The sequence below is a fragment of the Actinomadura sp. 9N215 genome, from assembly GCF_044326345.1.
GTDB lineage: Bacteria > Actinomycetota > Actinomycetes > Streptosporangiales > Streptosporangiaceae > Spirillospora.
Genome location: NZ_JBIRBA010000024.1, coordinates 113,454 through 128,197, shown reverse-complemented (window position 1 = coordinate 128,197; position 14,744 = coordinate 113,454). Strand labels below are relative to the sequence as shown.

At 70.7% G+C, this 14,744-nt stretch carries 15 protein-coding genes and 1 pseudogene; 5 read left to right on the top strand and 11 right to left on the bottom strand.

Annotated elements, in window-relative coordinates; genetic code table 11:
• Nucleotides 1-23 precede the first annotated feature (23 nt).
• Both ACH34T_RS32855 and ACH34T_RS32850 read left to right on the top strand, forming a co-directional pair.
• The gene (locus tag ACH34T_RS32855) at nt 24-971 is read left to right on the top strand and encodes a D-2-hydroxyacid dehydrogenase family protein (RefSeq protein ID WP_396024831.1); all 948 of its coding nucleotides are present in this window, start codon (nt 24-26) and stop codon (nt 969-971) included.
• Entirely contained in the window at nt 968-1,816 is an 849-nt protein-coding gene (locus tag ACH34T_RS32850; protein ID WP_396024830.1) for a fumarylacetoacetate hydrolase family protein, read from the top strand. Before ACH34T_RS32855 ends, ACH34T_RS32850 begins: the two co-directional genes overlap by 4 nt.
• Before the next feature lie 11 nt (nt 1,817-1,827).
• Here ACH34T_RS32850 and ACH34T_RS32845 read toward each other — a convergent pair whose 3' ends face one another.
• Together ACH34T_RS32845 and ACH34T_RS32840 are read right to left on the bottom strand one after the other, a co-directional pair.
• Nucleotides 1,828-2,433, bottom strand: coding sequence for an NAD(P)H-dependent oxidoreductase (locus ACH34T_RS32845; protein WP_396024829.1), 606 nt, complete (start codon nt 2,431-2,433; stop codon nt 1,828-1,830).
• Complete coding sequence (locus ACH34T_RS32840; protein ID WP_396024828.1) at nt 2,430-3,491, bottom strand: LLM class flavin-dependent oxidoreductase; 1,062 nt, start codon at nt 3,489-3,491, stop codon at nt 2,430-2,432. The genes ACH34T_RS32845 and ACH34T_RS32840 overlap by 4 nt, the downstream gene beginning before the upstream one ends.
• A 108-nt stretch (nt 3,492-3,599) precedes the next feature.
• Here ACH34T_RS32840 and ACH34T_RS32835 point away from each other — a divergent pair, with 108 nt between their 5' ends.
• Nucleotides 3,600-4,073, top strand: a complete 474-nt coding sequence (locus ACH34T_RS32835) for a MarR family winged helix-turn-helix transcriptional regulator (RefSeq protein ID WP_396024827.1) — start codon at nt 3,600-3,602, stop codon at nt 4,071-4,073.
• 36 nt (nt 4,074-4,109) lie between these two features.
• On the opposite strand, the gene ACH34T_RS32830 is transcribed toward ACH34T_RS32835, so the two are convergent.
• Genes ACH34T_RS32830 through ACH34T_RS32820 form a run of 3 tightly spaced genes read right to left on the bottom strand, consistent with a single transcriptional unit; the run spans nt 4,110 to nt 5,269 of the window.
• The gene (locus tag ACH34T_RS32830) at nt 4,110-4,493 is read right to left on the bottom strand and encodes a hypothetical protein (RefSeq protein ID WP_396024826.1); all 384 of its coding nucleotides are present in this window, start codon (nt 4,491-4,493) and stop codon (nt 4,110-4,112) included.
• A 51-nt stretch (nt 4,494-4,544) separates the two neighbouring features.
• On the bottom strand, nt 4,545-5,018 hold the full coding sequence (locus ACH34T_RS32825; protein ID WP_396024869.1) for an ATP-binding protein: 474 nt from the start codon (nt 5,016-5,018) through the stop codon (nt 4,545-4,547).
• Complete coding sequence (locus tag ACH34T_RS32820; RefSeq protein WP_396024825.1) at nt 5,018-5,269, bottom strand: hypothetical protein; 252 nt, start codon at nt 5,267-5,269, stop codon at nt 5,018-5,020. The genes ACH34T_RS32825 and ACH34T_RS32820 overlap by 1 nt, the downstream gene beginning before the upstream one ends.
• Before the next feature lie 189 nt (nt 5,270-5,458).
• Between ACH34T_RS32820 and ACH34T_RS32815 the strand changes: the two are divergent.
• Nucleotides 5,459-5,668: pseudogene (locus ACH34T_RS32815) on the top strand (helix-turn-helix domain-containing protein); the annotation flags it as partial.
• Between the two features lie 102 nt (nt 5,669-5,770).
• Entirely contained in the window at nt 5,771-6,697 is a 927-nt protein-coding gene (locus ACH34T_RS32810) for a hypothetical protein (protein WP_396024868.1), read from the top strand.
• Nucleotides 6,698-6,780: 83 nt separating this feature from the next.
• Here the strand turns inward: ACH34T_RS32810 and ACH34T_RS32805 are convergent, their stop codons facing one another.
• The 6 genes from ACH34T_RS32805 to ACH34T_RS32780 all read right to left on the bottom strand — a co-directional run bounded on the left by ACH34T_RS32805 (nt 6,781) and on the right by ACH34T_RS32780 (nt 14,519).
• Complete coding sequence (locus ACH34T_RS32805; protein WP_396024824.1) at nt 6,781-7,545, bottom strand: aldo/keto reductase; 765 nt, start codon at nt 7,543-7,545, stop codon at nt 6,781-6,783.
• Nucleotides 7,546-7,563: 18 nt separating this feature from the next.
• Nucleotides 7,564-9,063, bottom strand: coding sequence for an MFS transporter (locus ACH34T_RS32800; RefSeq protein WP_396024823.1), 1,500 nt, complete (start codon nt 9,061-9,063; stop codon nt 7,564-7,566).
• Nucleotides 9,064-9,152: 89 nt separating this feature from the next.
• Entirely contained in the window at nt 9,153-10,781 is a 1,629-nt protein-coding gene (locus ACH34T_RS32795) for an ABC transporter substrate-binding protein (RefSeq protein WP_396024822.1), read from the bottom strand.
• A complete protein-coding gene (locus ACH34T_RS32790) occupies nt 10,778-12,643 on the bottom strand; it encodes an ABC transporter ATP-binding protein (protein ID WP_396024821.1) in 1,866 nt (621 codons plus the stop codon). Before ACH34T_RS32790 ends, ACH34T_RS32795 begins: the two co-directional genes overlap by 4 nt.
• Entirely contained in the window at nt 12,640-13,512 is an 873-nt protein-coding gene (locus tag ACH34T_RS32785; RefSeq protein WP_396024820.1) for an ABC transporter permease, read from the bottom strand. Before ACH34T_RS32785 ends, ACH34T_RS32790 begins: the two co-directional genes overlap by 4 nt.
• Nucleotides 13,513-13,541: 29 nt before the next feature.
• The gene (locus ACH34T_RS32780) at nt 13,542-14,519 is read right to left on the bottom strand and encodes an ABC transporter permease (protein WP_396024819.1); all 978 of its coding nucleotides are present in this window, start codon (nt 14,517-14,519) and stop codon (nt 13,542-13,544) included.
• Nucleotides 14,520-14,744: the final 225 nt, after the last annotated feature.

Genomic DNA, 14,744 nt, shown 5'->3' with positions numbered 1-14,744 from the left:
GGACAGCCCTCGAAAGGACATGTATGCGCGTCGCGATCCTCGACGACTACCAGGACGTCGCACTCCAGGCCGCCGACTGGTCGCCGGTCCCCGCCACGATCGACGTGTTCCGCGAGCCGCTCGGCGACGAGGACGCGGTGGTCTCGGCGCTCCAGCCGTACGACGTGCTCGTGACCATGCGCGAGCGGACGGCGCTGCCGGAGAGCGCGCTCGGACGCCTGCCGAACCTGCGGCTGATCGTCGTCACCGGCAACCGCAACAAGGCGATCGACATCGCGGCGTGCGCCGGGCTTGGCATCACCGTCAGCGGCACCGGCCCGCTGACCGAGGGCGGGACCGCCGAGCTGACCTGGGCGCTCATCCTCGCCGCGGCGAAGCGGCTGCCCGCCGAGCTGGCGAGCGTCCGCGCGGGCGGCTGGACGTCGCAGCTCGGCACCACCCTCACGCGCAAGACGCTCGGCGTGCTGGGCCTCGGCAACCTGGGCTCCCGGGTCGCCGCCATCGGCAACGCGTTCGGGATGCGGGTGGTGGCCTGGAGCCAGAACCTGACGGAGGAACGCGCCGCCGAGGCCGGTGCGACGCTCGTCGGCAAGGACGAGCTGTTCGCCGCGTCCGACGTGCTGACGATCCACCTCGTCCTGTCGGACCGGACCCGCGGCCTGGTCGGCGAGCCCGAGCTGCGGCTGATGAAGCCGGACGCGTGGCTCGTCAACACCAGCCGCGGACCGATCTGCGACGAGGACGCCCTCCTGCAGGCCTGCCGCGAACGCTGGATCGCCGGGGCGGCCCTCGACGTGTACGACCGGGAGCCCCTCCCGGCCGACCACCCGCTGCGCACCCTCGACAACGTCCTGGCCACCCCGCACATCGGCTACGTGACAGAGGAGACCTACACCTCCTGGTACCGCGACGCGGTCGAGAACATCGTCGCGTTCGCGGGCGGCTCCCCGATCCGCGTCCGCCACTCGTGAAACTCGGCCGGATCACGACGCCGGACGGCCCCGAGTTCGCCGTCCGCACCAGGGACGACGAGGGCTGGACGACGCTGCGCTCGCTCGGCGTCCACGCGTCGACGACGTCCGAGGCCATCGCGGCGTGGCCCCGGATCACGGGACGTCCACCGGCCCCCGGAGAGAACGGGCGGGAGACGACACCCGTGGTCGCCCCGTCGAAGATCCTGGCGATCGGCCTGAACTACGCCGACCACGTCGCGGAGACCGGCAAGACGGCCACCGACCCGCCCACCGTGTTCGCCAAGTTCCCCAGCAGCCTGAACGGCCCGTACGACGACATTCTCCTGGACCCCGCGCTGACCTCCGAGCTGGACTACGAGGTCGAGCTGGCGGTCGTCATCGGCGCCACCGCGCGGCGCCTCACCCCCGACACGGCTCTGACCTGCGTGTTCGGGTACGCCGTCGGCAACGACGTCTCGGCGCGCGACCGGCAGGTCCGTCCCGGCCAGCTCTCGGTCTCCAAGAGCCTGGACACGTTCTGCCCGATCGGGCCGTGGATCACCACGGCGGACGAGATCCCCGACCCGCAGCGGCTCGGCATCCGCTCGTCCGTCAACGGCGAGCCCCGGCAGGACTCCACGACCGCCGCGATGCTCTTCCCCGTCGCGGACCTCCTGGTCCGCCTGTCGGCCACCATGACGCTGCGTCCCGGCGACGTCCTCCTCACCGGCACCCCGGCGGGCGTCGGCTGGGCCGCCGACCCGCCGGGGTTCCTGCGTCCCGGCGACATCGTCACCTGCGAGATCGACGGCCTGGGCCACATCGCCAACCGCGTCGTCCTCGACCCGGCCGCCGACCGGTAGCCGCGGGCCGATCACCCCCCTGCCCGGGCCGCGCGCGCCCTGAGCAGGTCGGCCACGTCGGCGAGGCCCGTCTCGATACGCCCGTAGACGCGGGGGTTGAGCAGCGTCGTGCCGTCGAAGTCCCCGCCGTTCGCGAAGATCGCGACGGGCACGGTCAGCGCCTGGAAGAAGGCGAACAGGGGCCGCATCGCGTGCTCCAGGACGAGCGCGTGATGGTCGCCGCCGCCCGTCGCCGCGAGCAGGACGGGCTTGTTCGCCAGCGCGTACTGCTCGACGAGATCGAAGAAGTGCTTGAACATCCCGGGATAGGAACCGCGGAACACCGGCGCCGCCGCGATCAGCAGGTCGGCCTCCTCGGCGAGCCGCAGCGCGGCCTCGACCTCGGGCGTGACGTCGTCGCGCTCGATCGCGCCGGTGAACCCCGGGCCCAGCCCGTACACGTCGATCCGGGACGTCTCGACGGGCAGCATCCCCCGCAACGTGTCGAGGACGACGTCCACGAGCCCCATGGTCTTGGACGGCCGGCTAGGACTCCCGTTGACGACCACGACCCGCAGCACCGGCCCGTCTGCGCGCACAGCGTGTTCCACGTCGGGAACGGACGGTGTGATGGTCATGCCGCCCTCCCGCTACGCGAAGCGGCCTCGCGACGAACGACCGGCGCCACCTCGGTGCCGAGCCGCTCGATCGCCTCCAGGTGCTCCTTCTGCGGCACCCCGCCGAAGCCCATCTGGATGATCGCGCGGTTCAGCCCGTACAGCTCGTGGTAGCCGAGCAGCTTGTCGATGATCTCCTGCGAGCTGCCGACCAGCAGTCCGGCCCGCGGCGACGACTGCGCCTCGAACGCCGCCCGGGGCAGCAGCAGCCCCTTGCCGCGCTGATGGTTGTTCTCCGCCATGCCCTTCGCGAAATAGGGATACATGAAGTCTCTCGCCTGCCGGCTGGTGCGTCCGACGTAGCCGTGCGCGTTGATGCTGATCGGCAGCGCGTCCACGTCGTGGCCCGCCTCTGCCGCGGACTCCCGATAAAGGTCGACGGTCTGCTCGTGGAAGGTCATCGGCCCGAGCAGCAGGGCGAGCGCCATGGGCAGGCCGAGCCGTCCGGTGCTCATCGCGGACGCCGGCGACCCGCCGACCCCGACCCAGATCGGGATCGTTTCGCCGTCCGCGCGCGGCGCCACATCGGCGTCCACCAACGGCGCGCGGAAGCGTCCCTGCCAGGTGACCGGGTTCTGCTCGCGAATCTTGAGCAGCAGGTCGAGCTTCTCGCGGAACAGCTCGGCGTAGTCGCGCAGGTCGTGCCCGAAGAGCGGGAACGACTCGGTGTAGGAGCCGCGCCCCGCGATGATCTCGGCGCGTCCGGCGGACAGCAGATCGATCGTCGCGAACTGCTCCCAGACGCGGACGGGATCCTCCGAGCCGAGCACGGTGACAGAACTCGTCAGACGAATGCGCTCCGTCCGCTCCGCCGCGGCCGCAAGCAGGATGGACGGCGCCGACCCGACGAAGTCGCCGCGATGGTGCTCGCCTACGCCGAACACGTCCAGTCCTACCTCGTCGGCGACCTTGGCCTGCTCGATCGTCTCCCGGACGCGCCGCCGCGGCGACGGGACGGCCCCGGTCAGGGGATCCTCCGTCAGCTCGCCGAACGTCATGATTCCGATCTCGAATGCCATCGTTCCGGTCCTCTCCGTCGTCATCGGTGACAGTGCGTCGAACAACCTGCGTGCGCAGATAAATATTCCGGGTTGTTCGGCGAGGTGGCGGCCGGATACCGTGCCGCCATGGCGAGCGACAGTCTGCGGGACCTGGAGCAGGAGGCGTGGGAAGGGTTCCTGTTCACCCACGAACGGCTCTGGCGTGCGATGGAGGCGGGGCTCGCCGAGCTGAACGTGAGCATGGCCGAGTACAGCGTCCTGTCACTGCTCTACGAGGCCGGGCCGAAGGGCATGCGCATGTCGGAGCTTGCCCAGCGCCGCCTGATGTCCAGCGGCGGGTTCACCCGCCTGGCCGACCGCCTCCAGAACCGCGGGCTGATCGAGCGGACGCGGTCGGCCGTCGACGGCCGCGGCTTCGACGCGACCCTGACGAAGAGCGGACGCGCGCTGACCCGCCGGGCACGGCGCCGCCACCACAGCGACCTGCGCGAACTCTTCTTCGACCATCTCGACGACGACCACCTCCGCGCCCTCGCCGAAACCTGGACCCTCCTCGCCCCCGAAACCGGCGGCGACAATGACGCCGCGCCTTCTGCCTAGAGAGCGCCTTCCTAGTGGGCTACGCCCGGCGATACCTCACGCCCACTCGACGTTGGGGAACATTCGGTACTTCAACAACCGGTCCAACCGATCAGCCGCCGACTTCGCGTCGCCGCACGGGAACAGGAATCCCGCCCGTCCCTTGCCCGCCTCGAAGTAGGCCCACGTCCCACCCGGTGATGCCCGGACCGTCACGACGGCTCCGACGTCGTCGGCCGCCCCGCTCGCGTACACCCACAGCAGCGGCACGGGGAACCCGAATTCCTCCTTCTCGTACAGCGCCACGCACCGCCAGCCCTTCGACTTGAGTGCGACCGCGAGCAGTTCGAGGTTCCGCACCGCCGTGTCGTCGCCCCACAGCGTCCGCCAGCGCAGCACCAACTGCCACCGGCCGACTCTGCGACGGACACTGTCATCCATTTCCGGCCCCTCTCGGCTGATCTATTTCGTTTCTCGACTTGTCCGTCCAGGTCAAACGGCCACGCGGGCCCACACCCATTTCCCGGCCGGGGTGGTCTGGGCCACCCCGCATTTCGATGCCAGCGCCTCCACGATCGGCAGGCCCCGGCCGCCCATCCCGGCGTCGTATCCCGGATCCAGTGCGGCAGCGTCCGCAGCCGTGTCACTGGCCGCTACGCTCAGCGCCCGCTGACGTACTGGCTTGCCATCCGACGAGTCCCATACCGCCAGCAGCACCCCGCGAGGCTCCCGCGCGAGCCTCACCCGGATCTCCCGCTCGTCCCCCCATTTCACGGCGTTGGTCACCAGCTCACTGGCGATCAGCGCCACGTCGTCGCCCAGCCTGCCCAGCCCCCAGGACGCGAGCCGCAACCGCACGAGCATGCGCACCTGGGACGGAGCCGTCACCGATGCCGTGAACGTCGTGTCCAGCGTGCCTGCGGTCCCTGCGGTCCCCACGCTCGCCGCCGTCCCGCAACGGGTCATCACGACCACCGCCTGATCTGACGGAGCACCATCAGCGCCCGGTCCGCCGCCGCCGACTCCTTCCCCACCTCACCGATGGGGTGTCCGCGCTCACCACCCCACCGGAAGCGCCGACCATCGCAAGCGATCACTCGCTCACCACGCACGCCCAGCGACACCACGAGCGCGTCCCCGTACACCCGCGCCAGGCATCCCCGCTGGGACAGCTGTTCCGCCAACTCGCCCAGCGGCCTGCCCGCACTCTCTGCCATGAGCCGTCCTTCCGTCGAGCACGGGGAATGAAGGAGCAGCACCCAGCGCCATCACGATCGACTGCCGCCGACCTGAGGTGACCGGCGGGAGGTGCCGCCGTTTCAGGGCTCTGAGCCTGTCTTTCCCACCGGATCTCCCGGAGGCACCAGCCAGGGAGGGGCCAGACTTAAGGAGAGGGAGGGGCCAGCGTGGACGACGCAAAGCGAAAGCGATTCGGCGCGTACCTCGCACAGATGCGCAGGGACGCACGCATGAGCCAGAGGCAACTGGCGGAGACGTTGTGCCGGATATCCGGAACCGCCTCTTTGACGCGGCACGAGGTCAGCCGATGGGAACGAGGGGAGCGCGTTCCCGATGTCTGGCTACCCGCTCTCGCGACGGCCCTGAGCGTTCCACTCGACACCCTTGAACGCGGAGCCGCCCGCGCGCGAGGCGAGGACATCAGCGCCGGGCCGCGTAGTCCGGCCGAGGCACTTGCCTACTTCCTGCCCGATCACGACGTGGACCTTGGTCCACTAGCGAGCGAAACGGGCCGCCGAGTCGGAGTCTCCACAGCCGCCGCCCTGACCGATCGGGCGCACGGCCTGCGACTGGCCGACGACGTCATAGCCGGTGGCGATCTACTGGCCCCGGCGCTCAGGGAGTTGGACGGAGCCGTCCGGCTCTACCGGGAGACGACGCATTCTGAGGAGACCGGCCGCTCCCTTCTCCGCAGCATCGGAGAGATAGCGCAGATCACGGGGTGGATCGCCAGCGACGCGGGCGAGCACGACCAGGCGGCGCGCGCCTACCGGCTTGGAGTCTCGGCCGCCAGGGAAGCCGGAGACCTCGCCCTGGTCGGCAACCTCGCCGGAAGCCTCGCCTACCAGCTCTCCAACACCGGCCGCGAAGACGATGGGCTGGGCCTCGCCCATGCAGCGCTCGAAGAGGCGGGGTTGGACGCCCCGGCCAAGGCCCGCGCGCTCTACCTTGACCGAGTCGCATGGGCGCACACCAAAGCAGGCGACGCCCAACCAGCAATGCGCGCTCTCGCCGAGGCCCACGAAGCCATGGCCGCCAAGGGCTCGCGCGAGTCCCCCGACTGGGCCTACTGGGTCTCGCCCGAGGAACTCGACGTCATGGACGCCCGCGTCTACACCGAACTTCGGAAACCGTTGCGCGCCGTCCCGCTCCTGCAAGAAGTACTCAACCGCTACGACTCGACACACACCCGCGAGCTGGCTCTCTACCTCTCCTGGCTGGCCGTCGCCCTCGTGGACGCCAACGAGCCGGAGGAAGCCGCCCAGGCGGCGCGGCGGATGCTCGACCTCACGGCCGACCTCGCGAGCGACCGCACGACCCAGCGAGGCCGCATCGTCCTCACGAAGCTGGAGCCGTACCGAAACATCCCCGAGGTACGCGAAGTACTCGACGTGCACGCGGCTTGAGAGCTGGGGACGGACAGGACGCAAGAGGCTCCGCGCCATCGACCGGGGCTCTCGTCTTGCCGCCTAAAGATGCATCAATGTATCTAGAGGGTGTCGATTGCGGTGATGTCGTCGTTGGTGAGGTTGAAGCCGGTCAGGTCGAAGTTGGACGCGATGCGCTCTCGCTTCGACGATCTGGGGAGGATCACGATGTCGTGCTCCAGGTGCCAGCGCAGGACGACCTGGGCCGGAGTGACCCCGTGCCGCTCCGCGATCTCCGCGAGGACCGGATCGCGCAGGTCGGTGTTCAGCAGGCCGCTGTAGCCCTCGACGACGATGCCCCGGCGGCGGTGCTCCTCCAGCCGGTCCGGATCGTGCCGCGCCGGGCTCCACGAGATCTGGTTGACGGACGGCTGCTCCCCCGTGGCCTCCGTGATCAGGTCGATCTCGTCCATGCCGTAGTTGCTGACCCCGACGTTGCGGGCCAGCCCCTCGCTCTTGGCGGCCAGGAGCTCCCGCCAGGTCGGGACGAGCTCGTCCCGGCCGGTCGGCCAGTGGATCAGCCAGAGGTCCACGTAGCCGGTGCCGAGCTGGTCGAGGCTCGTCTCCAGGGCGCGGCGGGCGTGCCGCGCGTCCCGGGGATGCAGCTTGGTGGTGATGAAGATCTGCTCGCGGTCGACGCCGCTGTCCTTCACGGCGCTGCCGACGTCCGCCTCGTTGCGGTACAGGGTCGCGGTGTCCAGATGCCGGTAGCCGATCTCCAGCGCGGCGCGCACCGACTCGTACGCCTGCTTGCGCCGCAGCTCCCACGTCCCGAAACCGATCACCGGCAGCGCCGTCCCACCAGGCAGATTCACAGTGTTCGTCATACTCGCCATTCTGCCCGGCTATTCGGCGGTGATCTCCGCGGCGGGGTGCCGCGGGACGTCGAGCTGGGGGCAGCCGGTCCAGTGGTGGCGGCAGATCGGCTCCGCCGCGACGTCTGCGGGACGGCGGACACCGAACCAGACGACGAGGCCGCCCAGGACGAACAGGCCCGCGCAGATCAGCATGCCGACGTCGAACCCCCGGTCGAGTTCGGCCGGGTCGCTCGCGGCGTCCTGCGGCAGCCCGGCCAGCAGCGGCAGAGCGGCGACGACCATCAGTCCGGCGGCCCGCGCGACCCCGTTGCTGACCGCGCTGGCGATGCCCGCGCGTGCGTCGGGGACGGCGCCGAGCACGGTCGCCGTGATGGGCGGCGTGATCAGCGGGATGCCGACGCCGACCAGGCAGACCACGGGGAGCACGTCGGCCAGGTACGACGCGTCCCGGCCGACCCGGGTCGCGAGGAGGAGCGCCAGCGCGCAGAGGAGAGCGCCCGCGGCGAGCGGGACGCGGGGCCCGGCCCGCTTGGTGAGCGCCCCGCCCCGGGCGGACAGGACGAGCGCCAGCACCGTGAGCGGGAGCAGCGCCAGCCCGGCCGCCAGCGTGCTGTATCCGGCGGTTACCTGGAGCTGGATCGGCAGCAGAAAGAACAGCCCGGCGAGCCCTCCGTACAGGAAGAAGCTCGCTAGGTTCGCCACGCTGAACGGGCGCGACGCGAACAGGCCGAGCGGCAGCATGGGGGTCCGGGCACGCCGCTCCACCCACACGAAGGCCAGCGAGACCGCCAGCCCGAGCAGCGCGGCGACCGTCGCGGATACAGGGGTGTCGGTGGCCTGGATCAGCGCGTAGCTCAGCGCGCCGAGGGCGAGCGCCGCGAGCACCGCTCCAGCGACGTCGAACCGTCCGGACAGCCCGCCGTGACGGCTCTCCGGCACGTGGACGATCAGCAGCCAGGCCAGCACCGCGGCGATCGGGACGTTGATCAGGAAGACCCAGCGCCATCCGGCCGCGTCCACGAGCACGCCGCCGAGCAGCGGCCCGGCGGCGCCGGCCATCCCGCTCATCCCCGACCACCAGCCGATCGCCCGCGCCCGGTCGTCGGGGTGGAACGTCGACTGGATGAGCGCGAGCGAGCCCGGCACGACCATGGCGCCGCCGATCCCCTGCAAGGCACGGCCCGCGATCAGCCACTCCAGGCTCGGCGCCAGGCCGCACAGCAGGGACGCGGCCGCGAACCACACCACCCCGACCAGGTACACGCGACGGCGGCCGAACCGGTCGCCCAGGCCGCCGCCCAGCAGGATCAGCGCGGACAGGGTGAGGGTGAACGCGTTGACCGTCCACTGGAGTCCGGCCATGGACGCGTCCAGGTTCCGCTGGAGCGCCGGGAGCGCCACGTTGACGACCGTCGCTTCGAGCAGCACGAGCCCGGAACCAGCCGCGGTCACGACCAGCACCCACCGGCCTGCGGGCTCGTCCAGCCGGACGGGCGCCGCTTTCGCCGGGACGGGCGGAGTCACCACATGATCAAGGGTGCCGGGACATGTCGGAAACGTCCACCGCCGCGCCCGCCCGCCCCGGGGGAAGCGCAGGCGGGCGCGGGGCGCTCATGTCACTCCGTCAGGTAGACCTGTTCGAAGTGGGCGTTGCCGAAGGTGCGGCCGGAGAAGTCGTTCTTCGGCCAGCCGGCGTTCTTCACGCTGTGCGCGTTCTCGACGTTGGCGAAGAACGGGATGATCCAGCCGCCGCGCTCGAACTGGATCTGGTAGATCTGCTGGGTGAGCTGAGCCTGTTTGGCCTGGTCGGTGGTGGTCTGCGCCTGCTCGTAGAGCGACCGCACCTGCTTGAGGTCGTCCCCGCCCAGGTGGGTCAGGGAGTTGGTCTCGCTGAGGTCGGTCAGCGCCATCAGGGTCAGGTAGTTGCCCTGCGTCGGCCACTTGTCCACGGAGAACTTCCAGCTGTGGAAGTTGGGACCGAACAGCGTCGCGGTGTCCACCTGGCGGACCTTGATGTTCATGCCGATCTCGGCGGCGTTCCTCGCGAAGACGGTGCACATGGGCACGGCCTCGGTCGAGACGGGGCCGGTGACCAGTTCGACCGTGACGCCCTCCTGCCCGGCCTCCTTGAGCAGCTGCTTCGCCCTGGCGACGTCCCGCTTGCGCGTGAGCTGCTTGGGGTAGGCGGGGGCGAACGGCTCGGGCAGGTCGTTCGCCACCACGCCGTGCCCGGACAGGGTGGCGGTGAGCGCCTGCTCCCGGTCGATCGCCAGCCGCAGCGCCTGCCGCACCCGGACGTCGTTGAACGGCGGCTGCTCCATGTTCATGTAGATCCCGGTCCACGCCCCGGTCTTGGACTCCAGCAGCTTGAGCTGCCGGTGCTTCTCGATGGTGGGGATCTGCGGGTACGGCAGCTGGTTGATGGCGTCGACCTGGCCGGTGACCAGCGCGTCGATCCGGGCCGAGTCGTCGTTGATCACGTTGACGACCAGCTCGTCGAGGTAGGGCTTCGGGCCCAGGCTGGCGGGGGCGGCGGAGTCGCTCGGCTGGGACGGGCCGGTGGCGTTCCAGTAGTTGGCGAAGCGTTCGCAGACCCACTGCCGGTTCGGCGTGAAGCTCTTGTACTTGAACGGGCCGGTGCCGACCGGGTTGCGGGGGTCGAAGCCCACCGGCACGATCTTGAACGGGCTGGCGAGCGTGCTCTGGAAGGTGGCGGCGGGGCGCAGCAGCTTCAGCCGCAGCGTGCGGCCGTCGAGCTTCTTGATCTCGTTCAGGTCGACGAGCGGCTTGAACTTCCCGACGATCACCGATCCGGGCAGCGTGATGGCGCGCTTGAAGGTGAAGATCACGTCATCGGCGTCGAGGGTCTTGCCGTTGTGGAACTCGATGCCCTGCTTGACGCGGATCGTCCACTCGTCGCCCTTGGGGTTGGACTCGATCAGCTCGGCCATCTGGAGGTGGGACTGCATCTGGTTGTCGTAGTCCGCGAGCTGGTCGTACAGGACGCGGGCCATGAAGCTGACCGGGACGCTGTTCAGCAGCATCGGGTCGAGGGTGTCGGAGCCCTTGGCGCCGCCGGTCGCGACGGTGAGGCGGCCGCCGCGGCGGGGCTTGCCGAGCGCCTGCTTCCCCTCGTCGCCGCCGCAGCCCGCGAGGACGCCGCCGCCGACGGTGGTCAGGCCGAGCGCGGCGGCCGTGCCGAGGAATCCGCGTCTGCTCAGGCCCGATGGTGGTTGCGTTGTCATGTGCGGTCCTCCTGCGACCGTTGTTCCGCTAGGACGCCGCCCGTCGCGGCCCCGGACCCGGGTCCCCCGGCCCCCGGGGCGCCGGGCTCGGAGGCCCGGAATTCGGGGGTCGCCGCGATGAGCTTCTTGGTGAACGGGTCATCGGGGTGGTCGAGCACGTCGTCCACCTGTCCGGCCTCGACGAGGCGCCCGGCGCGCATGGCGATGACGCGGTCCGCGATGGTCCTGACCAGCGCGAGGTTGTGCGTCACGAACAGCAGCGCGAGGCCCTCCTCGTCCTGCAGCCGGCGCAGCAGCCGGACGATCGACGCCTGCACGGAGACGTCCAGCGCGGACGTGATCTCGTCGCAGATCAGCACGTCGGGACGGCACACCAGGGCCCGCGCGATCGCGACCCGCTGGCGTTCCCCGCCGGAGAGCTCGTTCGGATAGGACGACGCCACGCTCGGCGAGAGCGACACGCGTTCCAGCGCCTCGGCGATCGTGGTCGCGGCCTTCGCCGACGGCATGGAGAACAGCACCTTCAGCGGCTCGCGCAGGGTCTCGCCGATCGACCGGCGCGGGTTGAGCGAGTTGTAGGGGCTCTGGAAGATGTACTGCACCGCGCGCCGCTGTTCGAGCGGACGGTCCCGCGCCCGGGTCGCCATCGCGGCGTCCCGGAACGTGATGCCGCCGCTGTGCTGGCGGTGCAGGCCGATGATGCTGCGCGCCAGGGTCGTCTTGCCGCAGCCGGACTCGCCGACCAGCGCGAGGCACTCCCCGCTTGCCAGGTCCAGGGACACGCCGTGGAGGATCTGGCGGCGGCCGTGGAAGGCGTCCAGCTTCGACACGCGCAGGAGCACGTCGTCCTGGGTTCCGGCGCGCGCGGCGGCCTGCTTGGGCGCGGTCCGTGCCGGGCCGGACGCGAGGTGCTCGGCACGGATGCAGAGGACCTGGTGGCCCGCGTCCACCTCGATCTGCTCCGGGACGGTCGACGCGCACTCCGGCAACGCCTCGGCGCAACGCGGGTGGAACATGCAGCCGCTCGGACGCCGTCCCGGCGGCGGGGTGTCGCCGGGGATCGCGGCCAGCTCCCGGCGTTCCGACACGACGGGCACTGCGGCGAGCAGGGCGCGGGTGTAGGGGTGCACCGGGCGCTCGAAGATCTGGCCGGTCGTTCCGGCCTCGACGATCCGTCCGGCGTACATGACCATGATCCGGTGGGCCAGTTCGGCCACCACCGCCATGTCGTGCGTGACGTACAGCGCGGCCACCCGGTGCTCGGCGCACAGCTCGCGGACGGTCTGCAACACCCGCGCCTGGGTGGTGACGTCCAGCCCGGTGGTGGGCTCGTCGAGCACGATCACGCGCGGACGCAGCAGGAACGCGAGCGCCAGCGTGACCCGCTGCTGCTGCCCGCCGGACAGCTGGTGGGGGAAGCGGTCGAGGAACGCGTCGTCGGTGTCGAGGCCGACTTCGCGCAGGGTGGTCCTGATCCGCTCGTCCCGCTCCTTGACGGGCACGTCCGATTCGTGGAACTCGAACAGCTCGGTCAGCTGGCGGCGGAGCCGCAGCGCCGGGTTCAGCGCCATCGACGGGTCCTGCGGCACGTACGCGACCGTGCTTCCGCGCAGCGCGGTGAGCTTGCCGGGGGCGAGGCTCGCGACGTCATGGCCGTCGATCACCACGCTGCCGCCGACGATGCGCGCGCCGCGCCGGGCGTCGCCGAGCATCGCCAGCCCGACCGTGGTCTTGCCCGAGCCGGACTCGCCGACCAGGCCGAGCACCTCGCCCGCCTCGATCGTGAAGTCCACGCGGTCGACGATGTCGACGCCGCGTCCCGGCAGGTCGATGCGCAGGCCCTTGACCGTCACCGCCGTCATGACTTCGCCTCCGGCGCCGCCACGGACCCCGCCGCCTCGTGGACGTCGTGGACGTCGTGGGAGGAGACCCGGGCCACCGTCCAGGAGAAGCCCTCGGTGATCAGGTTGGTGCCGAACGTGAACACCGCGATGCACAGCACCGGCAGCACCACGCCCCAGGGCTGGAGCGCCAGGCCCTGGTAGTTCTCCTTGATCATCAGACCCCAGTCGGCGGCGGGCGGCTGGAGGCCGACGCCGAGGAAGCTCATCGCGGTGACGATCCCGATCGACCAGGTGAGCCGGAGCCCGAACTCGACCATCAGCGGGGTCATCACGTTCGGCAGGATCTCCCGGCGCACGATGCGCAGCCGGGGCGCGCCGAGCGTCTCCGCCGACTCGACGAACTCGCTGGACACCACCTCCCTGGACGCGCCGTACGCCACCCGCGCGACCTGCGGCACCCACGCCACCGCCACGATCAGCGGCAGCAGCGCCGTGCTGGCCTTCGCCATCGCCACCAGGAGCAGGATGAGGACGAGCGGCGGGAACGCGCGCAGCACGTCCATGGCGCGCATCAGGATCTCGTCCAGGACGCCGCCGCTGTAGGCCGCGGTCATGCCGATGGCGGCGCCGACGGCGACGCCGGCGAGCGTGCCGGCGAACGCGATCCAGACGATGCTCCGCCCGCCGGACAGGACGCGGGACAGCACGTCCTCGCCGAGGTAGTCGGTGCCGAGCAGGGCGGTGGAGGACGGCGACATGTAGGGCGCGCCGACGATGTCGTCGTGCGCGTGCGGTGCGAGGAACGGGCCGGCGAAGGTGACCAGCAGGACGAGCCCGGTCAGCACCAGCCCCACGCGGATGCGCGGCTCGCGCAGGCAGCGGCGCAACAGTCCATTGTTCGTAGGCCGGCCGGTCTTCATGCGCCGGCCGTTCGCAGCCGGGGTGTGACGTACACGGTGAGGACGTCTCCGAGGAGGTTGAAGGCCACATAACAGGCGGCGAACAGCAGGCAGATCAGCTGGATCACCGGGACGTCGCGGTTGTTCACCGCGTCCACGAGGGCGCTGCCGAGGCCCGGATAGTTGAACACCTGCTCGATGACGAGGATCCCGCCGGTCAGGTACGCGAGCGCGAGCGCGGTCCCCTGGATGGCGGGGACGAGCGCGTTCGGCAGCACGTGGCGGCGCAGCACGACGCGTTCCGGCACGCCCTTGAGCCGTGCCGTGCGGACGTACTCCGACTCGTACGCGTCGATCACGGACCCGCGGACGAGCCGGGCCAGGTACGGCAGCACCCCCAGCACCAGCGCGATCACCGGGAGCACCAGCTGCTCGACGTTGCTGAACGGGCTCTGCCCGGGCGCCAGCAGCACGGTCCCCGGCAGCAGGTGGAACACCGAGGTCGCGAACAGGATCACCAGCAGCAGCGCGATGATGAACTCGGGCAGCGCGGTGAGCCCGAGCGTGACCACGAGCATCACCCGGTCGGCCGGACGGTCGCGCCGGCTGCCGGTCAGCGCGCCGACGAGGACCGAAAGCGGCACCACGATCGCCGCCGAGATCAGCACGAGCACCGCGGAGTTGACCACCCGGTCGCCGACCAGGGCGCCGACCTTCTCCTTGGTGACCAGCGACTCGCCGGGATCGCCGCTGAGGATGCCGCCCAGCCACGAGAAGTACTGCCGCAGCAGCGGCTCGTCGAGCCCGAGTTCGGCGCGGAGCGCGGCGACCCGGTCCGGGGTCGCCTCGCGTCCGAGGGCCGCGCGCGCCGCGTCGCCGGGCAGCACCTGCGTCGCCAGGAAGACCAGGACCGAGACCAGCAGGACCACGGCCGCGCCGAGCAGCAGCCGCCGCACAAGCCACCACCAGCGGGCACCAGGAGACCGTTCGCCCAAGTTCATCACCTCGTCATCCCCGGAAGAATGCGGGCGTGCTGTTGTCGATGTCAACAGTCGGCGAATGGAAAGAGTCTCGGTCCTGAGACAGTAATTTCATGTGCCGAAGTTTCGGATGAGGTCGCGTTGTAAGGCTTCGCCAGGGCGGATGTGGACCTTTCAGCGGGCGCGCCGTCCACCTGGAACGTGGACCGCCACCTCCCTGCCTGCGCGGTGCCTACGCAG